The sequence below is a fragment of the Pseudomonas sp. B414 genome (assembly GCF_055408445.1).
Map to the genome: position 1 here is coordinate 1 of NZ_JBUZTQ010000034.1, position 22,496 is coordinate 22,496.

Sequence of the window (22,496 nt, forward strand, 5' to 3'; positions counted from 1 at the left end):
CAGGTTTTGTGGTGCCATGCTGGCTCAAATGTGGGAGCGAGCCTGCTCGCGATAACATCACTGCGATTTACCTGGCGAATCTCGGCGCTTGCATCGCAGACAAGCCTGCTCCCACAGGTTTTGTGGTGCCATGCTGGCTCAAATGTGGGAGCGAGCCTGCTCGCGATAACATCACTGCGATTTACCTGGCGAATCTCGGCGCTTGCATCGCAGGCAAGCCTGCTCCCACAGGTTTTGTGGTGCATGCTGGGTCAAATGTGGGAGCGAGCCTGCTCGCGATAACATCACTGCGATTTACCTGGCGGATCGCAGCGTTTGCATCGCAGGCAAGCCTGCTCTCACAGGGTTTTGTGGTGCATGCTGGGTCAAATGTGGGAGCGGGCTTGCCCGCGATGGTCAACACGAGGGTTTGTCTTAAAGGCCGCGTCGTGTGTTTCGCGAGCAGGCTCGCTCCCACAATGAACCCCCGCAAAACGAAAAACCCCGTCACCAGGACGGGGTTTTCGTTACAGCCTGTAGGGCAGCGTCTAAATCAGAACGTCACGCCCTGGCTACGCAGGTAGTCATCGTAAGTGCCGCTGAAGTCGATCACACCGCTTGGGCTCAGCTCGATAATACGAGTGGCCAGCGAGGATACGAACTCACGGTCATGACTGACGAATACCAGGGTGCCCGGGTAGTTTTCGAGCGCCAGGTTCAGCGCCTCGATGGACTCCATGTCCAAGTGGTTGGTCGGTTCATCCATGACCAGTACGTTGGCTTTTTGCAGGATCAGCTTGCCGAACAGCATGCGACCTTGCTCACCACCGGAAATCACTTTGACCGACTTGAGGATGTCGTCGTTGGAGAACAGCATGCGGCCCAGGGTGCCACGCACCATTTGCTCGCCCTGAGTCCACTGACCCATCCAGTCGAACAGGGTCATATCGTCTTCGAAGTCATGAGCGTGGTCCTGGGCGTAGTAGCCCAGTTCGGCGGCTTCAGTCCACTTCACAGTACCGGCATCCGGGGTCAGTTCGTTGACCAGGGTACGCAGCAGGGTGGTTTTACCGATACCGTTGGGGCCAATGATCGCGACACGCTCGCCGGCTTCAACGGTGAAGCTGAAGTCCTTGAACAGGGTCTTGCCATCAAAGCCTTTGGCCATTTGCTCGACAATCACAGCCTGGCGGTGCAGCTTCTTGTTCTGTTCGAAACGAATGAACGGGCTGACACGGCTCGAAGGCTTGACCTCGGCCAGGGTGATCTTGTCGATCGCCTTGGCGCGGGAGCTGGCCTGCTTGGATTTCGAGGCGTTGGCCGAGAAGCGGCTGACGAATGCTTGCAGTTCGTTGATCTGGGCTTTCTTCTTGGCGTTTTCCGACAGCAGTTGCTCGCGCGACTGAGTAGCAACGGTCATGTATTCGTCATAGTTGCCCGGGAACAGACGCAGCTCGCCGTAGTCCAGGTCAGCCATGTGGGTGCAGACACTGTTCAGGAAGTGTCTATCGTGAGAGATGATGATCATCAGGCTGTTGCGCTGGGTCAGAATGTTTTCCAGCCAGCGGATGGTGTTGATATCCAGGTGGTTGGTGGGTTCGTCGAGCAGCAGCACTTCAGGATCGGAGAACAGTGCCTGAGCCAGTAACACGCGCAACTTCCAGCCTGGCGACACTTCGCTCATCGGGCCGTTGTGTTGCTCGATACCAATACCCAGGCCCAGCAGCAGCTCACCGGCACGGGATTCTGCGGTGTAACCGTCCATTTCGGCGAACTCGGTTTCAAGTTCAGCCACGGCCATGCCGTCAGCTTCAGTCATTTCCGGCAGCGAGTAGATGCGATCGCGCTCGGCCTTGACCTTCCACAGCTCTTCGTGACCCATGATCACGGTATCGATCACGGTGAATTCTTCGTAGGCGAACTGGTCCTGGCGCAATTTACCCAGACGCACGTTCGGCTCCAGCATGACCTGACCGCCGGACGGCTCAAGGTCATCACCGAGGATTTTCATGAAAGTGGACTTGCCGCAACCGTTGGCACCGATCAAACCGTAGCGGTTACCTGCGCCAAATTTTACTGAAACGTTCTCGAATAGCGGCTTTGCGCCGAACTGCATCGTGATATTTGCTGTGGAGATCAATTACTTTACCTATCAATAGCTTAGGGTGCGCTTATTTGAACTGGGACCAATTTGGGACCAATCTGGAGCTTTTGCATTTCGCTCCAGTCCGAGCTTGAGTTGATCCAACGCGCATAAGTCGAGAGCAGCATCTGCACACTATGGCCGAGCTGCTGGGAGATGAAGGCGGGGTTCATGCCAGACATAATGCATATTGTCGCATAGGTGTGACGACAGTTGTATGGCGGGCGACGACGGATATTCAACGCTTTCAGTGTAGGAACCCATTGCTTGTGCAGGTCGGACGTCTGCCGGACGTATGCTGCGCTCTTCTACGGGGGAAGATGAAAGGCGTTTCCAACACCTTGCGATGCCCATCCGCTTCCACCAAACTCCGGTGCCCGGTGAAGACCATTGCCCAGAACTGCCCAGGGCGACCGTACGCCAACACCTTGCCAGCCGTTGCAACCGCTCAAGCGATTCGTGTAAGTGCCAGACAGGCACGCCGCGAAGCTCCTCCGGCCACTGCCGAACAAGGTCGTCGTTGGCCTCTTCATCGCCGTCGATAACGTCCGGAATGAGCGCCCAAGTGAATCCAGGGTGCCGATGCCAGTCTTCGACTCAACGTGTGTAGCCTTCGACGTCTACCTGTCCACCCTTTTTCCATACAGTGAACGCGCCGTTATCGAAAACAAACGATTTGCACACGTCGGCGACAATCCCGAGATCGTCCTTGCGCGGGAACGGCACCAGCGCGTGCCTGCCGGCCAGGAACTTAGCTGCGTCCTCGCGCTTACCGCCAGCAGGCGTGCCGTGGTAATGGATCATCCGCTAAGCCTCACTGTTTCGATCTCGACGCCCTGGTGCGTGGCGATGATGGTTTGATGACCGCCCAAGTCTTCGGCCAGGCGGTCAGCGATCTGTTCGTGCCAACCCTTTTTGATCAGGGCTGTCGAGGCGCGGATGTGCTCGACGTGGATCATGGCCGTCGACTTCAGTTCCAGCCGGTAAATGATGGTCTCGCCGTCGGACGGGCAGACGGCTGCAAAGGTGTGTCGGTAGATGTTCGTGGCCTTGGCCCCTTGTAGATGAAAACGTAGGCGAACCAGAGGGTGGCGATCATGGCTTCATTTCTGAGTTAGGCATGGCTGTTCCTCTGTGAGGTGAACAGGGCAGCAATCAACTCTATTCTAGTGAGAAGCTCATCGTGTTTTTACAGATAACTCATTATAAAAGTTACTGATGTGTTTGCAGTGCCAGCTTTGAGTTCGCTATCGGCTAGGCGGTAATAAGAAGCAGAAAGAGGGATGTTGAAGTCTGTGCCTGTGGTACTGAAGCCGTTGAATTGATAAGTGGTATCCAAAGCAACAGGCTGGCCTGCGTCGTCCATTAGTTTCAGACCGATGCCTTTGGCGGTCGAACTGGCATTCAACGCAACGATGCCCTGCTTCTGATCAATGACTTGAGTGGTAGCTTTAAGGGAGTACGTGACCTTCTGGATGCCTGTCTGGCACTGGTGAAGGCCAATATTGAATTTAACGGCTTGTGACGTAACACCGATATTGCTGAATTCATTAAGGTAATAATCATCACCCATTTGGACAGATATATCCGGGGTCACGCAGGATGCAGCGTTTAAAATGATTGGGTTGGCCAGATTGATCTTCACAAGGTCAAGGTCACCGAATCGATGCGCCCCCAAATTGCCTGCAGGAACCTCATTTTTCAATGATAGTTCACCCGACTTAATAATTTCAATGGTGTAGGTTCTGATGGGGTCTAGGTAATTCTGGCTACTGATAATTCTGTCGGCATTTAGATATCCATTTTGTGTGTTTTTGACTTTGAGTGATAGCCCGGTTTTACCCAAAGGAAAGACGTTACCGGTAGTGACGCTACCTAGCGTAGGGTTGAGTGCGAAGATAAAGGGCGACGGAGAAGGGCAGTAAAAACCTTGTTGTGGTGCTGTTATGGACTCTTCATAAACTACCGTGCCTACAGGTGTATCTCGAGGGACTGTCAATGCGATTGGCGCGACAGCGAAGTTAGCCGTAAATTCGCCGCCTTGAGTGAACAGGCAGTTCGCTGCCAATGTATCTGATGAATAGCCAAAAAAGATCGTGGCTAGCGCGGCCATTATAGAGGGTTGCCAATGGTGTTTTTTTGAAATGCACATTTTTTTGATAACCAGGGTGTGTGTGACGGTTGACGAGATACCCTATCGATTGCGTGCGCCTGAGAAAATAAGACAGTCCTGAGATTATTGCCTGCGATGACAGCCTTCGTTGCGTTGATCGAATTGGCCGGCAGAACGCCAGAGGGGGGGCGGGACCATAACTAAGGCCGAACCCCTTAAAGAATGCGGGCTGCAGGCCTGCTGTTTTATCTGAATTGTGGAAAGCCGATAGCCTATGAGGCTACCCCCGCCTGAATTTGACTATCGGTCTTGAAAAGCGGCGGATGCGGCTGCGTCCATAGGGTGGCCACGTCTTTTTATTAGGCAGATCGATCTGCCCTTAAACATGCATCTAGAGGTGGTGGGAAATCAACGAGGTGCATAAATGTAGTTCCGCAACTCACATCGGCCAGCTTGGCCTGTCTTTATAGCGCCCGCTAGAAAGTGCAGGTTTGCCCGATGATCAGTCAGGCACTATCAGGACGGCTAGGGTCAGCTTGATGAACTCTTCGTTCTGGTCGATGGCGTGCAGAGCCCCCCGGATGTTCTCGGCGACTTCAGTGGAGCCGCTCTGCTCCACCCAGTTTGTTAACTCCATGATGGATGCCTCAAGGGCCAGTTGATTCTCATAAAGCTTGGAGAGCAGTGAAGGTAAGAAGGTCTGAATTCGGCATGCTTGTTCCTCTTATGAGTGAAGAGCTTAGCAGCCGGCGGAAGCTTGGGATTTGATATAGGTCGGCAGGATGCCGAAGGGGAGGGTTATGCAGTTTCGGCATGGGCCGAAATTCCCCCCGTTGGGACCACTTCTGGAACCAACGGGTGCATTTCGGTGCGTTACGAGTGATTACTCACGACGACTTCGCCCAATAAACACTGATCACCGCTAATCACCAGAATGCGTTTCAGACCGCATGGTGATATTTGCTGTGGAGATCAATTACTTTACCTATCAATAGCTTAGAGTTCGCTGGTTTCAGCCGGTACCCATCGGGGACCAATTTGGAGCTTTTCCAGCTCGCTCCAACCTGAGCTTGAGTTGATCCAGCGCGCATATGATTCAGGGTGTTTGCCGGTTTCGCGCCTCTGCGCTGAGCAAAAACCGGGCCTGGCACACGCGGCCCCCTTTTATAGGCACAAGCAGTCCACGGTTTGACCTGGTGGTGCGACCTTGAGACGCAGAGCAATTGCTGCCAATGAGATGTGCCGGTTCAAGGGGGCTAACAAGGGGCGGTCAGCGGCTAATGCGAATTTTCATATGGGCTTTTCTGCAGACAAATCTGCCGGTATCGCCGCGTAAGGCGTACAAGGTTGCCCTGTAGAAAGCAGAAATAAATGAACAGCGCATTTTGCGCATTTTGCGAAACGCCCACTTCCAGTCATGTTTTGCTGGAGCACTCATTAGGCTCTACCTTTGTAAGCGTATAGTACTGAGTGCCCCACCGCGCTGTCGGGCAAGGCCGAAATGATCAGGCCAATACTAAAACTCATCGATTTTCTCTGTCAGGAGGTTGCAATGAGGTTAAGTAGGCCTGTATGTATTGATCGCTCCTATAGCCTTAATCTTACAAGCTCGTAGGTATCACGAACTTTAAATTGTGAGATTATTCTGACGTTGCAGTGTATGAGCGTATAGGAAGCCTTATCAGCGACTGATGCGAATTTTCTTGCGGGTCAGTTCGCACATAAAGGTCCCCGTGTCGCCGCGAAGGACATACAGGGTGGCCCTGTAGAAGGCCGAGGGGCGGTCGCAATGCAGGTCGCGCATTTTACGGTAGGCCCATTTCCATCCACGCTTGCTTGTCGCGCTCATAGTCTTCATCCCTGAATGGCGTTTTGACTTGAGTGTATCAGCAGACCTGGGAATAGAACTCATCTGAGGTGTTTTTTTTTAATAGCGGAAAAGTATAAGTACGTACTACTTCATCTATATGGATTGTTTTGAGTACTTAAAATTATAGATGTAATCCAAAAGGATATTGCACTAATTGAGTGCGCACTTAAGATAAAAGCTTAATTGTCGTGCATTGTCACAATATTGTCTTTTGGCCAGCGCTTTTCCAAATGTTCGGACAAATAATCGATAAAGGCTTTGACCTTAAGGGTCATGGCCGAGCGGTCCTGGACACACGCATAAATATCCAGTGGTTCTGCGCAGGACTCGCTCGATTCATGGCTGTGCTTGAGCAGGGCAATAAGCTGGCCCGACTCTATATAGGGAGCTGCCACGAACTCCGCCAGGCGCGCGATCCCGGCGCCGTGGACGGCCATCTGGGTCAGTGCATCAATGTCATCGCTGATGGCATTGAAATTCAGGGTTGCGTAAGAGTGTTGGCCCCTGCGAATAAACCCCCAGCGCAACAGGCGTCCGTCCAGCGGATAGCGAAAGCCCAGGCAGGCGTGCTGCTGGAGGTCTTCGGGGGCGCGGGGGATACCGGCCCGCTCCAGATAAGCCGGTGAAGCGCAGACGATAAAGGGCACTGAGGCGAGCTTGCGCGCGACGATGCCTTCTTCCAGTTGCGGTTTGATCCGCAGGCTCAGGTCAATGTTGTCCTGGATATGATTGATTTTGCCGTCGGTGGTGCACAGTTCCAGTGACAGGCGCGGGTAACGCGCTGCAAAACCGGCAATCAAGGGCGCGAGTACATGGCGGCCGAACGCGGATGTCGAAGCAATGCATAACCTGCCCTGAAGTTCGCTATCGTCCGTGCTGATAGCCATTTGTGCCGCTTCGAGGTCCGAGGCGATGCGCCGTACTTTTGCGTAATACAGCGCACCGTTTTCGGTCATGGCCATGCTGCGGGTGGTGCGTTGCAGCAGCCGGGTGCCCAGATGTTCCTCCAGGCGATTGATGGTCTGGCTGACAGCTGCGGCACTGAGCCCCAGATTTCTGGCTGCCCCCACAATGGAACCCGTTTCGACCACTTTGATAAAACTGGCAATCGCCGCTAACAGGTTCACTGTAAACCCACTCCAAAGCTATTCGTAAGTTTTTATTTATAAAGTAACTGCCGATGGGCGTCTAGTTGCCTGTTTTTGATCTTGTTAAGGTGCGTCTTTCCTGAAATCCAAGCTGAAAAAGGTTCTGTATATGACATCAGAAAACAATGCCAACGCCCTGAACGCCCGACGTTTCAAGCTCTCGGCCCGTGTGACGCCGTATGTGTTCGCGTTTTACATGTCAACGATCATGGCCTTTCTGATGTCGCTGGTGATCACTGCGGCAAATTCCGGTATTGAGGGCGAATACCTGAGCAATGCACTGCACGCCTATCAGTTGGCAATGCCCGTCGCCTTCCTGTGCATTCTGGTGGTGCGGCCCATTGTGGTGAAGCTGGTGGCTGTTACGGTGCATCCGCACCGTTAGTCCGAAACGGGCTTTTGTGACCTGTGGCAAGAGCGCGATCGCCAAAGGCTGCTTAACTGCATCAATGATTTTGCGGGGCTGCCAGCTCTGTGGCAGCCGCTGATGATTTTTGATCAGGTAAAGGAAGGCCATCATGAAAGCGCTCACCTATCAGGGCCCCGGCGAAAAAGCCTGGGCCGAGATCCCTAATCCGGTCATCGACAAACCGACCGATGCGATTGTAAGGATCCTGCATACCACTATCTGCGGGACAGACCTGCATATCCTCAAGGGTGATGTGCCCGAGGTGACCCCTGGTACTGTGCTGGGCCACGAAGGGGTGGGAGTGATCGAGTCTGTTGGTTCGGCCATCCGTAACTTCAAGCCGGGTGATCATGTACTGATTTCCTGCATTACCTCATGCGGCAGTTGTGCCAACTGTCGGCGGCAGATGTATTCCCACTGTGCTGACGGCGGCTGGATCCTGGGCCATACGATTGACGGCACCCAGGCCGAATATGTGCGTATCCCCCATGCTGACAACAGCCTCTACCCGGTGCCTGCCGGAGCGGATGAGGAGGCCCTGGTGATGCTCAGCGATATTTTGCCCACCGGCTTTGAAATCGGTGTGCTTGCGGGCAAGGTCAAGCCGGGTGACAGCGTTGTGATCGTCGGTGCCGGACCTGTGGGTATGGCGGCGCTGCTGACGGCACAGTTTTACTCTCCGGCTCAATTGATCATGGTCGACGGCGATACCAATCGGCTTGAAGTGGCAAAACGCTTCGGCGCCACCGATGTTATCGATATCAATACACAAAATGCAGTCGAGCGTATTTTCGAGTTGACGGATGGGGTCGGTGTGGATGTGGCGATTGAAGCGGTAGGCATTCCTGCTTCTTTCGACACCTGCCAGTCGGTGATAGCTCCGGGCGGGACCATTGCCAACGTCGGCGTACATGGTAAAAGCGTGGAATTGCATCTGGAAAAGTTATGGATCCAGAACGTCACTATTACCACCGGGCTGGTCAATACCAATACTACGCCGCTGCTGATGAAAACCGTGCAATCGGGGAAAGTCGACGCTGGCAAGTTGATTACCCACCGCTTTGCACTGGCAGATATTCTCAAGGCTTATGAGGTGTTCGGCAATGCGGCCAAGGAGAAGGCAATGAAGGTGATCCTGTCGCAAAAATAGACAGATATCCTATCCACTACTATGTTGTTTGCGGCAGAACTAATGTTACTTAATCGTTGAAAATAGGGATATTGGCATATGAAAAAGCACATTCTGTTAATCGGCGCTGCAGGTTTGATGGCACTTTCCAGCTTGGCACAGGCGGAAACCACCAAGCAGCCCGTCGCAAAATGGACCTGCGCGGACTTCCTGGCTGTTGATGAAAGCTTCCAGCCGACCGCTGTTGGCTTGGGTGAAGCGATCAACAAGAAGGGCAAAGTCGAAGACGCAGTGCTGGATGTGGACGGTATCGCAAAAATTACGCCCATAGTTGTCACTGCTTGCAAGGAAACGCCGAAAGAATCCTTCGTCTCCAAGCTCAAGGCTGAGTGGGAAAAAGTCAAAAAAGACGTGTAACCCGCGCCAGGCCTGTACTTCACAAGAGTACAGGCTACCCCCTCCGAGTAACGTTGCCCCTTGTGGGCAAAAACATCCCTCGCTTTTGTGAATTTCCTGCGCTGTAACCCCTCTACATAAAGACAGACCCGCCTTGCTGCTCGCAAGGGCGTAGTAAACTACGCTGGTTATATCTCTATGTGTCGGGAGTCCTATGTTAATCAGATCATTAGCCGAGCTTGATCGTATTCGTGACGAGTGCAGATCCATGGTCACCAAACGCTCGGCCGTTTCGGCAGGTGCGGCTGCGCTGCCAATCCCGGGGCTGGATATCGGCACCGATGTGGCGCTTCTGGTTGAGATGCTGCCGGCCATCAACAGTAAATTCGGCTTGACCCCACAGCAGATTGCGCAGATGGACTCGCGCTCAAAACGCCTGATTGTCGTGGCGGTCACGGGTATTGGCAGCGAAGTGATCGGCAAATTCATCAGCCGAACCCTGGTCATGTCGCTGCTGCGCAAAATGGGCGCCAAGGTGGCGACCAAGTCAGTGATTCGCTTTGTTCCTTTTGTGGGGCAGGCCGTGGCGGCAACCATCAGCTTTGGCGTGATGAAAGTGGTCGGCAACGGGCATATCGAAGACTGTTACCAGGTTTGCCGTGAAGCGCTTCTGGCTCAGGCAAGGGAGTCCACGGTGATCGAGATCGGGCCTGAAATCGACAGTTGATGATTGCTCAATAACCCTGACGGAGGGCGTGATGAACAGTATCAGTTGCAGTCTTGTACTTCTGCTGTTGGGTGGCGCACTGGCTGCCCACGCGCAGGCGCAAATGCCCGCAGCCGACACGCTGCTGGCTCAAAATACCCCGATTACCAATACCCAGCCTGCCAACAATCCAATCCGTCGTATAAATCCCAATAGTCGCCAGGGCACGGGGGCCTCTGTACCGGGCGCACGAGGTCCGTCGACTGCTCCTGTGCCGCGTACCCCTTCCATCGAAAATGGCGAAATCGGTAACGGCTACCCACGCCCTACGGCGCCGCCGCCCACCCTCAAACCGACAGCACCGTCGCTACAGCCGCGAGACAAACCCTAATAGAACAAGGAACTGCATATGTTGAGAAAAACCCTGCTGGCCACCTTGTGTGCCACTTCGCTGCTCAATATTGCCTTCACGGCCCATGCTGATACACCGAAGACCTTTGCTTCCGAGTCCGGAACCGTCACGGCCACACCTGTGGTTGAAGGACTTGATCATCCCTGGGCACTGGCATTTTTGCCTGATAAACAGGGCATCCTGATAACCGAGCGCGCGGGCAATCTGCGGGTGGTCAGCCCGGCTGGCAAACTGTCGGCGCCACTTTCTGGCGTACCGCAGGTCTGGGCCAAGGGGCAGGGCGGTTTGCTCGATGTGGTGTTGTCGCCCAGTTTTGCCGAGGATCGACTGGTGTATCTGTCGTACGCCGAAGGTGGTGATGATGGCAAGGCCGGTACCGCCGTTGGCCGTGGCCGCCTGTCAGATGATTTGACCCGACTGAGTAACTTTGAGGTGATCTTTCGCCAGGAGCCAAAGCTGTCAACCGGCAATCACTTTGGTTCGCGCCTGGTATTCGACCGCGACGGCTACCTGTTTATTGCCCTTGGCGAGAACAACCAGCGTCCAACCTCACAGGATCTGGACAAGCTGCAGGGCAAGATTGCACGCATCTATCCTGACGGGCGTGTGCCCAAGGACAACCCTTTTGTCGGTCAGCAGGGGGTAAGGCCGGAAATCTGGTCATACGGCCATCGTAATCAGCAGGGTGCCGCGCTGAATCCCTGGACGGGTACTTTGTGGACCCATGAGCACGGGCCGAAAGGTGGGGACGAAATCAACCTGATCGAGCGTGGTAAAAACTACGGCTGGCCGATGGCGACTCACGGTGTTGACTACTCTTCGAAGCCGATTTCCGAAGCCCAGGGCAAAACCGTTGAAGGCACTGTGGTACCGCACCATGTCTGGGAGAAATCCCCGGCTATCAGCGGCATGGCCTTCTACGATGCAGATCGCTTCAAGCCCTGGCAGCACAACCTGTTTATTGGTGCCCTGGCGGATAAAGACTTGATCCGGCTGCAGTTGAACGACGACAAGGTAGTGCACGAAGAACGCTTGCTTGGCGATCTCAAGGCCCGTATCCGCGATGTGCGCCAGGGCCCTGATGGTTATTTGTATGTATTGACCGATGAGGACAATGGCGTGCTATATCGCGTGGGGTTGCAGTAAGTCCAGATCACATCTTGCTGTTGCCTTTGTGGGAGCTGGCTTGCCTGCGATGGCATCAGCGCGATGTGTCTGATGTACCCAGTTGCCTGTATCGCGAGCAAGCCCGCTCCCACAGATAGCTTACGGAAAATACGTTTTTATTCGCTAACGGCCTGCTTGACCTGCTTGGAGGCAGACCAGATCCGGTAGCGCACTTCGATATCCTTGGGCACGTACACTACGATAGGCAATTTGCTGTTGTAACGCAGCATAAAGCCTTCACCGACTACCGGGACAAATTCGGGGTGAGCCTTGCCTTCGGGGCAGGCCATCATCGTGCTCATAGGTCCGCTCACCTTGTTCAGGCGGTACATCGGGTAACCCCAACCCTTGAGGGTTTTTTCTTCCAGCTTACCGCCAAGGCGCTGCTGATTGCAGTCGACCTGCAGCGTCTTGCCCGCAATGATTTGTACTTTGTAATCGTCTTCATTCTTCTGCTTTGGTAAGTGAATGACCTGGCGGCTAAAGCCCGCTTCGGCTTTAGGGTAGGGGGCGACGTCTTCCAGCTTGGCAGCGTTGGCCACGCTGCACAGCGTACTCATGGAGAGTAATACGGCTGCGCTGATCAACAGTGGTTTCATGCGACTTCCTTATATCTGAGCTAAAAATAGGCATTCAGGTGAATTGAACAACCTGATTGGATCCATCTAAGACAAGCAATAGTGCATTAAAGTGCAAAACAGATCACTCGGCGTGGATAGATTGCTTCGCGTCAGTGTCGAACTGCCAGTAAACTGCCTTTTTTCCTCCGAATCATTAATTTCCCGAGGTTTTTGCATGACACTCAGTCCTTTTGCGGGCAAACCGGCTCCGGCTAACTTGCTGGTCGATATTCCGCGACTGGTGACCGCTTATTACACCGGTCAACCCGATGCCGCGATCGCCACCCAGCGTGTCGCCTTTGGTACTTCCGGGCACCGCGGCAGTTCGTTCGAGCTGAGCTTCAATGAGTGGCATGTGTTGGCCATCAGCCAGGCCATTTGCCTGTACCGTCAGATGAAGGGCATCAATGGCCCGCTATTTGTGGGCATCGATACCCACGCACTGTCGACGCCCGCTGGCGCCAGTGCCCTGGAAGTGTTTGCCGCCAACGGCGTCGAAACCATGATTGCCGCTGACGACGAGTACACCCCGACGCCGGCGATTTCCCACGCCATCATCTGCTACAACCGTGGGCGTACCAGCGGGCTGGCGGATGGCGTGGTAATTACGCCGTCGCACAATCCTCCTGAAAGTGGTGGTTTCAAGTACAACCCGCCTAACGGTGGCCCGGCCGATACCGATGTCACCAAATGGATCGAGGCCAAGGCCAACGAATTGCTTGCGGCCAAACTGGCGGGGGTCAAGCGCATGGGTTACGAGCAGGCCCTGAAAGCCGGCACCACTCACCGTCATGACTACCTGAACACCTATGTTGCCGACCTGAAGAACGTGATCGACATGGACACCCTGCGCGGTGCCAATCTGCGTCTGGGTGTTGATCCGCTGGGTGGTGCCGGTGTGCGCTACTGGTCGGCGATCGGTGAGCACTATGGCCTGAACCTGGAAGTGGTGAACACCTCGGTAGACCCGACGTTCCGCTTTATGTGCGTGGACTGGGATGGTCGCATTCGCATGGACCCGTCATCCAGCTATGCCATGCAAGGCCTGATCGGCCTTAAAGAGCGTTTCGACGTGGCCTTTGCCTGTGACCCGGACCACGACCGCCACGGCATTGTTACGCCATCAGGTGGGCTGCTGGCACCCAACAACTACCTGGCCGTGTCCATCGACTACCTGTTCCGCAACCGCCCGCAATGGCGCGCCGATGCCGCCGTCGGCAAGACCGTGGTCAGCAGCGGCCTGATTGACCGTGTGGCTGCACGTCTGGAGCGTCGCCTGTATGAAGTGCCAGTGGGCTTCAAGTGGTTTGCCGATGGCCTGTTCGAAGGCTCGCTGGGTTTTGGCGGCGAAGAAAGCGCCGGAGCCTCATTCCTGCGTCTGGACGGCAGTGTCTGGTCCACTGACAAGGACGGCCTGATCCCGTCGCTGCTGGCCGCAGAGATGACCGCCCGTACCGGTCGCGATCCTTCGCAGCTGTACCAGAAAATGACCGAGGACCTCGGTCTGCCGTTCTCCACTCGTGTCGATGCCAAGGCCACCCCGCAGCAAAAAGCCCTGCTGGGTAAACTGTCGCCCGAGCAGGTCAAGTCCACCAGCCTGGCCGGTGAAGCCATCACCCAGATTCTTAGCCATGCGCCGGGCAACAACCAGGCCATTGGCGGGTTGAAGGTGATGACTGAAAACGGCTGGTTTGCGGCTCGCCCTTCGGGCACCGAAGATATCTACAAAATCTACGCTGAAAGCTTTATCGGCGATGAGCACCTCAGCCGTCTGGTAGAGGAAGCGCAAGTGCTGGTAGACACCGCGATCGCGTAACGCCGACAAAAAAAGCCCGGCCCTGTAATGGGGTCGGGCTTTTTTATGGCTGCCCTGAAAGCGCTCAGCCCTTGGCGTTGAGTTGCACCACTTGCTGCATGTTTTCGTTGCAGGCCCGGGCTTGCTGGAGCATCGCCTCGAACGGTGCGCTCATGATCTCATCATGGCTCAGCCAGCTGTGTTTTTGCGTCATGGAGTACAGGTAGCGGTACTCATCCTTGTTGCGTTTGCTGCTCAGCTCCATATCGAACCACGGCGAGTTGACCTTGCAGGTTTTGATCTCGTTGCCGACTTTGGCACCCGACAGGGTGATGTCATAGGTCACTGTTTCCGGATCGGCCATATACAAATCAGCCAGTTGCCCGGTACGGCGATAGTTCATCAGGCTGTCCCAGCGCTCGCTGATAAAGGCCGGCTTGTAGACGTGCTGCCCGGACAGGTTTTCTACTGCGCGCAAGTTGGTCAGGGTGGCCTGTACCTTGTAACGTTCAGGTACCACAAAACCGGTTTTGTCGCGGTTGATCTTGCAGTCGCTGATTTCCTTGCCGAAGTGGTTGCACAGGTTCAGGTCCGTAGCGCTCACCCCCGAGTCGGTGTCGGCGTAACTGAGCTGCATCAGGGTCATTTGCCCCATTTCCACTTCAGCAGTGGTGCGTGCCTGGCCATCGCGATTGAAATGTTCGAACTTCTTCACGCCCATGCTCAGGCTCGGCTGTTCTTCCGGGATATGCTCCTGGCGCACTTTGCCATCGGCATCGATGACCAGCGCCCAGCGATTCTGGATATCCGGCATGCTCCGCCCGGGCATGAACACCGGGTTGGTCGGGTCCAGCCACCAGACCTGGCTGTTGACGTGCGCCTTGACGATGGCGTGATTGGCCGCGCCGGTGCCTGGCAGCAACAGATCCTGCGGGTTGCTGCCGCGGCTCACCCAGGCCGTTTGTGCCTCTATGCCGCTGGCCTGCAACATGGCCGTCAGCAGTACCGACAGGTCTTTGCAATCACCATAACCGCGTTCTTCGATTTCCTTCAGGGTAAATGGCACATAGCCGCGATTCGTGGCGCGCCAGTCACCCATATAGCGGTATTGATCGTGGATATATTGCATCACGCCAGCCGCTCGCTCGGCGGGCGGCAAGCCCTTCAACCCGGCAACGGTTTTGGCGGCGCTCGCTGGCAGACTGGCGGCGAGGATTTGGTTATAGCGCACGGCCAGTTTGCCGAAGTGGTCTTGCACCTGGCTGGAACTGGCAATTTCAACCCGTGGTATCTGGCGGATAAAGGCGTTGCCGGCTTCGTTGATGTAGTTCACGAAACGTGGCTTTTTCTGCTCGATCACCAGGGTCTTGTTGTCGGCAGATGGCGTGAAGGTAAAGTCCTCCATCAATTCACTGCGCCAGACAATCGGTTGCTCGGCGGTAAAAGTGCTTTTGAAGCTATCCGAACGAACCGGGGCAGGGCCAAACATCATCGGGTAGTGGAAGTGCTCCAGCAGCGGCTTGGCCACCGTATGCTCACGTACGGTGTAGGTAATGCGGGTACCGATGCGCAGGTTGGGGAAGGCGATAGACGTTTGCCTGGCGCGCAGAAAACCCTGGTCTGGATTGGGCGCCATGCGCGTGTCGATTTGCGAGGGGGCCAGGGCGACTGGTTTGCTGCCAGGTTGAGTCGATTGGGCGTCAACGATCTCCAGCCGATCCGTTTCGGGGAAGCTGAAGTCGATACGCGACAGCATCTCGCGGCCATTGTTGGTGAGGATGGTGTAGCGGTAAGTGGTGGTGCAATCGCTGCTGGTGTCTTTGTTGAAATGGCAGGTTTTTGCTGTTTCGCCAGCCAGAGCAGCCTCTGACGCTGGTTGCAATGCCGCGAAAGACGGCAGGCTGACGATCCCCAATGTTGCGCAAATCAATGATTTGCTGAAAGTAAAGCGGTGCATGAGCGCCTCAGGTCGTTCCCTTTAAACAGCACCCTGCGACGTTTTAGTTATCTTGAAGTAGGGCTGCAGGGTGCTGCGCGAACGGCGGATGATAATCGATCGCAACTGCATTTTCTACATTCTCAGACAATCAATCTCGCGCAGATACCCGATCTAGAGCCTTTGTGGCGGATTCAGGCGGCGGGCAAGGGCTGACACACATCCACCCATTGCGCGTTGACCAGGTCGGCCATACGCGTCGGGCAAATCTTCACCGCGGTATGCGTAGCCCCTGCTGCAGGCATGACTTCGCTAAAGCTTTGCAGGGAAATATCGCAGTAAACCGCAAGATCGGTGGCCAACCCGAATGGGCAAACACCCCCCACCGGGTGACTGGTCAAGGCAACGACCGTTTCGGCATCCAGCATCTTGGCTTTGCTGCCCAGGGCGTCCTTGATTTTTTTGTTGTCGATACGCGCGTCACCCCGGGCCACCAGCAAAACGTTGCGCTCGCCGACTCGAAAGGCCAGGGTTTTGGCAATTTGACCGGGCTCGACACCATGGGCTTCGGCGGCCAGAGCGACCGTTGCGGTGCTGGTGGCCAATTCGATGATGTGCAGATCGGGTGCGTTGGCGTGAAAAAAGGCGCGTACGGATTCAAGACTCATCAGGCTCGGCTCTCTTTGGGCAAAAGCCTGAATCTAGAGAAGCCGATGACGCACTGTCAATGCGCCATCGGCGATGTTGCGTTTAGATGTCCAGAATGATCTTGCCGAAGTGCTGGTTAGTTTCCTGGTACTTGAACGCTTCGACAATATCGTTGAGCGGGAAGTGACGGTCGATCACCGGGCGCATGCCGTTGGCATTGATGGCGCGAACCATGTCCTGCTGCTGGCTGCGGCTGCCGACCAGCACGCCTTGCAGGCGCACCTGCTTGATCAGCATCGGTACAAAGTTCATCGCCCCGGTGACGCCGCTGAGGATGCCGATGATCGAGATATGCCCGCCCACGCGGATGGCAATCATCGACTGCTCCAGGGTCGCAGGGCCGCCGACTTCAATGATGTGATCGACACCGCGCCCGCCGGTCAGGGCCAGGGCGGTTTCGCCCCACTGCGGGTCTTTGCGGTAGTTGATCACATGATCGGCGCCCATGGCCTTGAGGCGTTCCAGTTTCTCGTCGCTGGAGGAGGTAGCAATCACTGTGGCCCCGGCCATCTTGGCGAATTGCAGGGCAAAGATCGACACGCCGCCGGTGCCTTGAACCAGTACCGTGTCACCAGGCTTGAGCGAGTCGTCGGCCATCAGAGCACGCCAGGCAGTCAGGCCGGCGGTGGTCAGGGTTGATGCCTCGGCATGGCTCCAGCCAGCAGGGGCGTGGGTGAACGAAGTGGCGATGGCGGTGACTTGCTCACGGGCATAGCCGTCAATGCCGTCGCCAGGCACGGTAACAAAACCTTCTACCAGCGGGGTGCCGTCAATCCATTGCGGAAAGAAGGTGCTGACCACCGCATCGCCGACCTTGAATTCACTGACATCAGCGCCAACGGCAATCACTTCACCTGCGCCATCGGCCATGGGGATGCGGTCTTCGCTCGGGCCCCACATGCCGCTTACCACAGCAAAGTCATGATAGTTCAGTGAGTTGGCGTGCAAACGTACAGTGATTTCACCGGTACCGGGTGCGTGTGCTTCGCTGTTGCCAACCACTACATTCTGATAACCGCCACCGGGTTTGACGAAGATTGCTTTAGTGCTCATGGGGCTTCCTCATGTTTTTACATTGCGCGAAATAACGAAATGAATAAGTAAAAATTACAACTCGATTTTCAGCCTGGCCGCAAAGTCATTTATCGCCTGTTCATTGCGTCGGTAGTAGGTCCACTTGCCGATACGCGTGGTCAGGACAAATCCGGCGCGTTGCAGGATGGCCAGATGTGCCGATGCGGTAGAAGGCGACAGCCCGGCCTTGTGCTGCAAATGGGTGACGCATACCCCTATCGCAGGATCACCATGGTCCTGGGGCGGGAAATTGCTGAGCGGGTCTTTGAGCCACTCCATCATTTGCATGCGAGTGTCATTGCCCAGGGCTTTGAGCTGTTCGAGAATCATGGGAGGATATTACGTTTTTTTACGAAATGTTCAAGGGCTTGGGGAGAGAAAGGCATGTGCCAGTCCTTCTCGGTGGGAGCGAGCCTGCTCGCGAATATCTCAAGAACATTGCGATCATCCGTTAGATACGGGCTATCGTTTACGGCACTCATCACCACAGGACGCTACTTTAAATGCCAACTCCCAATTCCCACGTCAGCGAACGTTTGCACAATCGTCGCTTTATCGTCGCGGGCAACACCCACGGGCTATCGGGTACAGGCACGCTGTTTCATTATCTTGTCGAGGAAAACGCCATCTCGGGTACTTACCAGGGCGGCCGGATTCGCACCGGCAATCAGGTCGGGCGCGTGACCGGCGCGGATACCATCGAGCTGCTGTTCCAGTGTTTGACCACAGACGGTGAGCTGCTGTCTGGTTGGTCCCGTGGCACCGTAGGTGTGGATGACGCAGGGCTTACCACCCTGAGTTTTGTCTGGGGTTGGTTGTCGGGTGCTACGGGTGGGGGTGAATCGAGTTATGTGGAGTTTGGCGCATAAGCCGGGTTTCTCGCCTTTCGCCAGGTCATATCTCTCGTCACGGTTAACGGCTGAGGGCCAGAGCCTGCAATCAGACTGCGGTTTGTCAGGCAAACCGCAGGGATGCCATCGCAGGCAAGCCAGCTCCCACAGGTTATGTGGTGTTCACAAATCTGATGCTTGCAGGTTTCATTGTGGGAGCGGGCTTGCTCGCGATGCGGTTTATCAGCCCGCCTGCACCACATCGAGCAATGCCCGGTTACTCAGCAGGATCTTGCCGCTGGCCTCGGCGATCTGTTCGCCGCGCTGGTTTTTGCATTCACCGCGTAGCACGGCTATGCCGCCATTGCTGCGGGGTTTGTCGAGGGTCTGGGTGATGGTCCATTGCACACTCAGGGTGTCGCCGGCAAATACCGGTGCGACAAACCGGCAATTGTGCTCAAGGTAGGCCACAGCGGTACCGTAGAAGTACATGCCGATGGACGCCGACATAAAGGCGCTGGTCATCGGGCCGTGCAGGATCGGGCGGCCAAAACGGCTGTTGGCGCAGAACTCGGCATCGCTGTGCAGCGGGTTGAAGTCGCCAAACATGCCGCAGGCACGGCTGATATGGGATGCGTCGATGGTCAGGGTCTGGCCGAAGGTCTCGCCTTCGCTGATTTCGTCGAATGCCTTGCCTAGAAAATTCATATATCAAGCTCCATTGCTGTGCGTTGTTCTTCAAGCTCTCGCAGGGCCTTGCGGATGATCTTGCCGGTGGTGGTCATCGGCAGTTCATCAAGAAATTCAATCTCCCGCGGGTATTCATGGGCGGCGAGCTGGGCACGTACGTGTGCCTGCAGTTGGCGCACGGTGTCGTCGCTGGCGGCGAAGCCGTCGTTGAGCACGACAAACGCTTTGACTACTTCGGTGCGGATCGGGTCTTTCTTGCCGATGGCTGCCGCCAGTTTTACCGCAGGATGCTTGATCAGGCAGTCTTCGATCGGGGTGGGGCCGATGCGATAGCCGGCGCTGGTGATGACGTCATCATTGCGCCCAAGGAAGAAGATATAGCCGTCTTCATCCATTGAGCCCTTGTCACCGGTGACCAGCCAGCCGTTGAGGTATTTCTCCTCGGTAGCCCGGGTGTTTTCCCAATAGCCCAGCATCTCACTGCCGTTGGGTGTGGCTACGGCAATATGCCCTGAGCCACCGGTGGGCACTACCACGCCATAGTCGTCGACAATGGCCACGTTGAATCCCTCGACCGCCCGACCTATGGCATGGGCACGGTAGATGCCCTGGCTGGCGCAGGAGGACACCAGCAGGTTGCATTCGGTCTGGCCGTAGAACTCGTTGATGCGCACGCCCAGGGCATGATCGCCCCAGGCCAGCAATTCGTCGCCCAGTGACTCGCCACCGCTGGCCACTGAGCGCAGTGCCAGTTGCCAGCGCTGGCGCGGGTTTTCCACGGGGCGCAGCAGCTTGAGCGCGGTGGGCGGGAAAAACACGTTCTTGATCTGCAACTCCTCGATCAGGGCGAACACCTCTTCGGCGACGAACTTGTCAGCCCGGTGGGCCACCACTGGCACCCCGTGGTACCAGGCGGGCAACAGTACGTCGAGCAAGCCGCCAATCCACGCCCAATCCGCCGGAGTCCACATGCGGTCGCCGGGCTGGGGAAAGTCATCGTGGGAGCTGCATACGCCCGGCAAGTGCCCGAGCAATACCCGGTGGGCATGCAGCGCGCCCTTGGGGTGGCCCGTGGTGCCGGAGGTATAAATGATCAGGGCCGGGTCTTGTGCGGCGGTGTCGAGGGTCTCGAAACGGTCGCTTTGGCGCTTGAGCTGAGCATGATAATCCAGCACATCGGCGCGCTCTGCCGGGGCATCGATGACATAGCACAGCTGCAATTCGGGGAGGTTGGCGCGCACCCCGTCGATCTTCTGCAGGCCGCTGGCGTCGGTGATCAAGGCACGCATGCCGCAGTTCGAAGCGCGATGTTCGATAGCGTCACTACCGAACAGCTTGAACAACGGCACCGCAATGGCCCCCAGCTTGTACAGCGCAATATGTGCGGTACCGGCCTCCAGCCCCTGTGGCAGCATGATCCCGACCCGGTCGCCGGCCTGCACACCTTGCTCACGCAAGCTGTTGGCCAGGCGGTTGGCCTGTTGTTGCAAGGTCAAAAAACTGTGCTGCTGCACCGAGCCATCCGCGTTTTTCTGAATGATCGCAATGCGCTCGGGGTCCTCGGCCCAGCGGTCGCAGCAGGCCTGGGCAATATTGAAACGCTGTGGGGCATCCCATTGCGGGTAGCTGGCAGAAGTATGCGCTGTGTTCATGGTCGAATCCTTGTTGTTATGCACCATGGTCAGAAGCTACCGAACGTTGAACCCAGCACCATCACCACCAGCAGAGCGGTCATGGGCACAACGGTCGTCATCATGAAAATTTGCGGGTAGGACTGGCGGTGCGTGAGATTACAGATCGCCAGCAAGGTGATCACCGCGCCGGAGTGGGGCAGGGTGTCCAGGCCTCCGGCAGCAATGGTGGCGACCCGGTGGAACAGGTCCGGGCTGATACCCGCGGCCTCGATCATGCGCAGGTAGTCACTGCCTAGGGTTCGGAAGGCGATACTCAGCCCGCCGGACGAGGAGCCGGTAATACCCGCCAGCACGTTCATGCTAAGCACCGCCGAGATCAGCGGGTGATCCGGCGAGACATTGAGAATGGTGTCCTTGATCACCGCAAACCCGGCCATGCCGGCGATCACCGCACCATAGGCCACTTCCGAGGCGGTGTTGAAGATCGGCAACAGCGCGCCGATGGTGCCTTTGTTGATGGTGGCCGTCAGATTCTCCCAGCGACGCCAGTTAAGCAGGATCACAAAAACAATCGCGCACATCAGCGCCAACAGCACGGACCACAGGCCTATGACGCTGAGCGGGTCAACCTTGCCAAAGCGTTCTTCACGCAAAACGCTGAGGTCCAGCGCAGGCAGGATCCAGTAGCTGAACGCGGCATTGAGGCCGATCACCACGATAATGGGGAGCAGGGCGACGAGCAGCCCGGGCCTTTTTACGCCGTCAGTCGACGGCAATTCGTCGTCATGGGGGCCGTAGCCTTCACCGTTGGCCATGGCCTTGCGGGCCCGGGACTGCAGGATCCAGCTGCCCATCCACAGCATGACGATCGAGGCGATGATACCCAGGCCCGGAGCGGCGAAGGTGGTGGTACCGAGGTAGGCCGTAGGAATCGAGTTCTGAATCGATGGTGCGCCGGGGAGTGCGGTCATGGTGAAGGTAAAGGCACCCAGTGCGATGGCGGCGGGCATATAGCGCTTTGGCGTACCGGACTCACGAAAAATCGCCGCGCCGATCGGGTACACGGCAAAGGCCACCACAAACAGCGACACGCCACCATAGGTTAGCAGCGCACAGGCCAGTACCACAGTAAGAATGGCATGGCGATGGCCCAGCTTGCGCATAAACCAGTCAGCGATGGTATGTGCAGCCCCCGAGTCCGCGACCAGCTTGCCGAACAGCGCACCCAGGATAAACAAGGGGAAAAACTTGATCACATAGAGCCCCAGCTCCTTCATAAACAGCTGGGTATAGGTGGGCATGATATCTGCGGCGGCGCCGCTGAGCAGAACCGCCAGGGCGGCCATCAGCGGCGCCAGTATCAATACCGTCACGCCCCGATAGGCGAGAAACATCAACAACAGAAGGGATATCAGTATCGCCATCGTGCTCATGGGTGGCTCTCTTATAATTATTGTTTTGGTATACGGTGTTGCTTGCGCTCATTACGTTTACGTTCGCGTCAACCTAGAGCAGGTATTGAGGCATGTCAACTGCAATGGGCGAGTGTTTGGTAAAACCTCAGCCGGCGAGGATCGTAGCGTTCGTTTCTTGTTAGCGGCGGGAATACAGCCGTAAACCTTAAAGGCCCAGAATGCCCGAGAGTTTTGGACCTGGCTTTGGACCTGGCTTTGGACCTGGCTTTGGACCTGGCTTTGGACCTGGTTTTTGATTTTGATCTACTCGCCCTCCGGGAGG

22 protein-coding genes and 2 pseudogenes are annotated in these 22,496 nt (G+C 56.1%); 8 read left to right on the top strand and 16 right to left on the bottom strand.

The genetic code is table 11. The features are described 5' to 3' along the window. Positions 1-532 precede the first annotated feature (532 nt). From ACZRMH_RS21265 to ACZRMH_RS21300, 8 genes and pseudogenes are all read right to left on the bottom strand, one after another. The gene (locus tag ACZRMH_RS21265; RefSeq protein ID WP_464015143.1) at positions 533-2,119 is read right to left on the bottom strand and encodes an ABC-F family ATPase; all 1,587 of its coding nucleotides are present in this window, start codon (positions 2,117-2,119) and stop codon (positions 533-535) included. 20 nt (positions 2,120-2,139) lie between these two features. Next, positions 2,140-2,474, bottom strand: a pseudogene (locus ACZRMH_RS21270) (site-specific integrase); the annotation flags it as partial. 245 nt (positions 2,475-2,719) lie between these two features. Beyond that, positions 2,720-2,926, bottom strand: a complete 207-nt coding sequence (locus ACZRMH_RS21275) for a hypothetical protein (RefSeq protein WP_464015144.1) — start codon at positions 2,924-2,926, stop codon at positions 2,720-2,722. After that, positions 2,923-3,081, bottom strand: a complete 159-nt coding sequence (locus ACZRMH_RS21280) for a hypothetical protein (RefSeq protein WP_464015145.1) — start codon at positions 3,079-3,081, stop codon at positions 2,923-2,925. Before ACZRMH_RS21280 ends, ACZRMH_RS21275 begins: the two co-directional genes overlap by 4 nt. 230 nt (positions 3,082-3,311) lie before the next feature. Beyond that, entirely contained in the window at positions 3,312-4,235 is a 924-nt protein-coding gene (locus tag ACZRMH_RS21285) for a fimbrial protein (protein ID WP_464015146.1), read from the bottom strand. Positions 4,236-4,737: 502 nt separating this feature from the next. After that, positions 4,738-4,948, bottom strand: a pseudogene (locus ACZRMH_RS21290) (hypothetical protein). A 968-nt stretch (positions 4,949-5,916) separates the two neighbouring features. After that, a complete protein-coding gene (locus ACZRMH_RS21295; protein ID WP_464015147.1) occupies positions 5,917-6,084 on the bottom strand; it encodes a hypothetical protein in 168 nt (55 codons plus the stop codon). Between the two features lie 200 nt (positions 6,085-6,284). Next, positions 6,285-7,232, bottom strand: a complete 948-nt coding sequence (locus ACZRMH_RS21300; RefSeq protein ID WP_464015148.1) for a LysR family transcriptional regulator — start codon at positions 7,230-7,232, stop codon at positions 6,285-6,287. A 130-nt stretch (positions 7,233-7,362) separates the two neighbouring features. Here ACZRMH_RS21300 and ACZRMH_RS21305 point away from each other — a divergent pair, with 130 nt between their 5' ends. From ACZRMH_RS21305 to ACZRMH_RS21330, 6 genes are all read left to right on the top strand, one after another. Further along, a complete protein-coding gene (locus tag ACZRMH_RS21305; RefSeq protein WP_464015149.1) occupies positions 7,363-7,638 on the top strand; it encodes a DUF2798 domain-containing protein in 276 nt (91 codons plus the stop codon). A gap of 133 nt (positions 7,639-7,771) precedes the next feature. Beyond that, on the top strand, positions 7,772-8,812 hold the full coding sequence (locus ACZRMH_RS21310) for a zinc-dependent alcohol dehydrogenase family protein (RefSeq protein ID WP_464015150.1): 1,041 nt from the start codon (positions 7,772-7,774) through the stop codon (positions 8,810-8,812). Positions 8,813-8,890: 78 nt separating this feature from the next. Next, positions 8,891-9,208, top strand: a complete 318-nt coding sequence (hdeA, locus tag ACZRMH_RS21315; protein ID WP_464015151.1) for an acid-activated periplasmic chaperone HdeA — start codon at positions 8,891-8,893, stop codon at positions 9,206-9,208. 247 nt (positions 9,209-9,455) lie between these two features. Continuing rightward, positions 9,456-9,914, top strand: a complete 459-nt coding sequence (locus tag ACZRMH_RS21320) for a hypothetical protein (protein ID WP_464015152.1) — start codon at positions 9,456-9,458, stop codon at positions 9,912-9,914. Positions 9,915-9,945: 31 nt separating this feature from the next. Next, positions 9,946-10,284, top strand: coding sequence for a hypothetical protein (locus tag ACZRMH_RS21325; RefSeq protein ID WP_464015153.1), 339 nt, complete (start codon positions 9,946-9,948; stop codon positions 10,282-10,284). A gap of 18 nt (positions 10,285-10,302) precedes the next feature. Further along, positions 10,303-11,451, top strand: coding sequence for a PQQ-dependent sugar dehydrogenase (locus ACZRMH_RS21330; protein WP_464015154.1), 1,149 nt, complete (start codon positions 10,303-10,305; stop codon positions 11,449-11,451). A gap of 137 nt (positions 11,452-11,588) precedes the next feature. On the opposite strand, the gene eco is transcribed toward ACZRMH_RS21330, so the two are convergent. Beyond that, positions 11,589-12,071, bottom strand: coding sequence for a serine protease inhibitor ecotin (gene eco / locus ACZRMH_RS21335; protein ID WP_464015155.1), 483 nt, complete (start codon positions 12,069-12,071; stop codon positions 11,589-11,591). Positions 12,072-12,267: 196 nt separating this feature from the next. Here eco and pgm point away from each other — a divergent pair, with 196 nt between their 5' ends. Next, on the top strand, positions 12,268-13,908 hold the full coding sequence (gene pgm / locus ACZRMH_RS21340) for a phosphoglucomutase (alpha-D-glucose-1,6-bisphosphate-dependent) (protein WP_464015156.1): 1,641 nt from the start codon (positions 12,268-12,270) through the stop codon (positions 13,906-13,908). A gap of 64 nt (positions 13,909-13,972) precedes the next feature. On the opposite strand, the gene ACZRMH_RS21345 is transcribed toward pgm, so the two are convergent. The 4 genes from ACZRMH_RS21345 to ACZRMH_RS21360 form a co-directional block, all read right to left on the bottom strand. Further along, the gene (locus ACZRMH_RS21345; RefSeq protein WP_464015157.1) at positions 13,973-15,844 is read right to left on the bottom strand and encodes a DUF3857 domain-containing transglutaminase family protein; all 1,872 of its coding nucleotides are present in this window, start codon (positions 15,842-15,844) and stop codon (positions 13,973-13,975) included. A 173-nt stretch (positions 15,845-16,017) separates the two neighbouring features. Beyond that, on the bottom strand, positions 16,018-16,491 hold the full coding sequence (locus ACZRMH_RS21350; RefSeq protein WP_095000172.1) for a YbaK/EbsC family protein: 474 nt from the start codon (positions 16,489-16,491) through the stop codon (positions 16,018-16,020). Positions 16,492-16,573: 82 nt separating this feature from the next. After that, the gene (locus tag ACZRMH_RS21355) at positions 16,574-17,584 is read right to left on the bottom strand and encodes a zinc-dependent alcohol dehydrogenase family protein (RefSeq protein ID WP_464015158.1); all 1,011 of its coding nucleotides are present in this window, start codon (positions 17,582-17,584) and stop codon (positions 16,574-16,576) included. A 54-nt stretch (positions 17,585-17,638) separates the two neighbouring features. Then, entirely contained in the window at positions 17,639-17,935 is a 297-nt protein-coding gene (locus tag ACZRMH_RS21360; RefSeq protein ID WP_016780990.1) for an ArsR/SmtB family transcription factor, read from the bottom strand. 173 nt (positions 17,936-18,108) lie between these two features. Here ACZRMH_RS21360 and ACZRMH_RS21365 point away from each other — a divergent pair, with 173 nt between their 5' ends. After that, positions 18,109-18,474, top strand: coding sequence for a hypothetical protein (locus tag ACZRMH_RS21365; protein WP_464015159.1), 366 nt, complete (start codon positions 18,109-18,111; stop codon positions 18,472-18,474). Between the two features lie 204 nt (positions 18,475-18,678). Here the strand turns inward: ACZRMH_RS21365 and ACZRMH_RS21370 are convergent, their stop codons facing one another. Genes ACZRMH_RS21370 through ACZRMH_RS21380 form a run of 3 tightly spaced genes read right to left on the bottom strand, consistent with a single transcriptional unit; the run spans position 18,679 to position 22,192 of the window. Further along, complete coding sequence (locus ACZRMH_RS21370) at positions 18,679-19,143, bottom strand: MaoC family dehydratase (protein WP_464015160.1); 465 nt, start codon at positions 19,141-19,143, stop codon at positions 18,679-18,681. Next, positions 19,140-20,777 (bottom strand): AMP-binding protein, encoded by a 1,638-nt coding sequence (locus ACZRMH_RS21375; RefSeq protein WP_464015161.1) that lies wholly within the window; start codon positions 20,775-20,777, stop codon positions 19,140-19,142. The genes ACZRMH_RS21370 and ACZRMH_RS21375 overlap by 4 nt, the downstream gene beginning before the upstream one ends. Before the next feature lie 29 nt (positions 20,778-20,806). Further along, positions 20,807-22,192 (bottom strand): GntP family permease, encoded by a 1,386-nt coding sequence (locus ACZRMH_RS21380; protein WP_464015162.1) that lies wholly within the window; start codon positions 22,190-22,192, stop codon positions 20,807-20,809. Positions 22,193-22,496 lie beyond the last annotated feature (304 nt).

Coding starts and splice junctions, on each gene's coding strand:
- ACZRMH_RS21325 (WP_464015153.1), top strand. CDS start 9,946: ATGAACAGTATCAGTTGCAGTCTTGTACTTCTGCTGTTGGGTGGCGCA.
- ACZRMH_RS21370 (WP_464015160.1), bottom strand. CDS start 19,143: ATGAATTTTCTAGGCAAGGCATTCGACGAAATCAGCGAAGGCGAGACC.
- ACZRMH_RS21365 (WP_464015159.1), top strand. CDS start 18,109: ATGCCAACTCCCAATTCCCACGTCAGCGAACGTTTGCACAATCGTCGC.
- ACZRMH_RS21320 (WP_464015152.1), top strand. CDS start 9,456: ATGGTCACCAAACGCTCGGCCGTTTCGGCAGGTGCGGCTGCGCTGCCA.
- ACZRMH_RS21305 (WP_464015149.1), top strand. CDS start 7,363: ATGACATCAGAAAACAATGCCAACGCCCTGAACGCCCGACGTTTCAAG.
- ACZRMH_RS21280 (WP_464015145.1), bottom strand. CDS start 3,081: ATGATCCACGTCGAGCACATCCGCGCCTCGACAGCCCTGATCAAAAAG.
- ACZRMH_RS21285 (WP_464015146.1), bottom strand. CDS start 4,235: ATGGCCGCGCTAGCCACGATCTTTTTTGGCTATTCATCAGATACATTG.
- ACZRMH_RS21375 (WP_464015161.1), bottom strand. CDS start 20,777: ATGAACACAGCGCATACTTCTGCCAGCTACCCGCAATGGGATGCCCCA.
- eco (WP_464015155.1), bottom strand. CDS start 12,071: ATGAAACCACTGTTGATCAGCGCAGCCGTATTACTCTCCATGAGTACG.
- ACZRMH_RS21330 (WP_464015154.1), top strand. CDS start 10,303: ATGTTGAGAAAAACCCTGCTGGCCACCTTGTGTGCCACTTCGCTGCTC.
- pgm (WP_464015156.1), top strand. CDS start 12,268: ATGACACTCAGTCCTTTTGCGGGCAAACCGGCTCCGGCTAACTTGCTG.
- ACZRMH_RS21355 (WP_464015158.1), bottom strand. CDS start 17,584: ATGAGCACTAAAGCAATCTTCGTCAAACCCGGTGGCGGTTATCAGAAT.
- ACZRMH_RS21310 (WP_464015150.1), top strand. CDS start 7,772: ATGAAAGCGCTCACCTATCAGGGCCCCGGCGAAAAAGCCTGGGCCGAG.
- ACZRMH_RS21275 (WP_464015144.1), bottom strand. CDS start 2,926: ATGATCCATTACCACGGCACGCCTGCTGGCGGTAAGCGCGAGGACGCA.
- ACZRMH_RS21380 (WP_464015162.1), bottom strand. CDS start 22,192: ATGAGCACGATGGCGATACTGATATCCCTTCTGTTGTTGATGTTTCTC.
- ACZRMH_RS21360 (WP_016780990.1), bottom strand. CDS start 17,935: ATGATTCTCGAACAGCTCAAAGCCCTGGGCAATGACACTCGCATGCAA.
- hdeA (WP_464015151.1), top strand. CDS start 8,891: ATGAAAAAGCACATTCTGTTAATCGGCGCTGCAGGTTTGATGGCACTT.
- ACZRMH_RS21295 (WP_464015147.1), bottom strand. CDS start 6,084: ATGAGCGCGACAAGCAAGCGTGGATGGAAATGGGCCTACCGTAAAATG.
- ACZRMH_RS21345 (WP_464015157.1), bottom strand. CDS start 15,844: ATGCACCGCTTTACTTTCAGCAAATCATTGATTTGCGCAACATTGGGG.
- ACZRMH_RS21350 (WP_095000172.1), bottom strand. CDS start 16,491: ATGAGTCTTGAATCCGTACGCGCCTTTTTTCACGCCAACGCACCCGAT.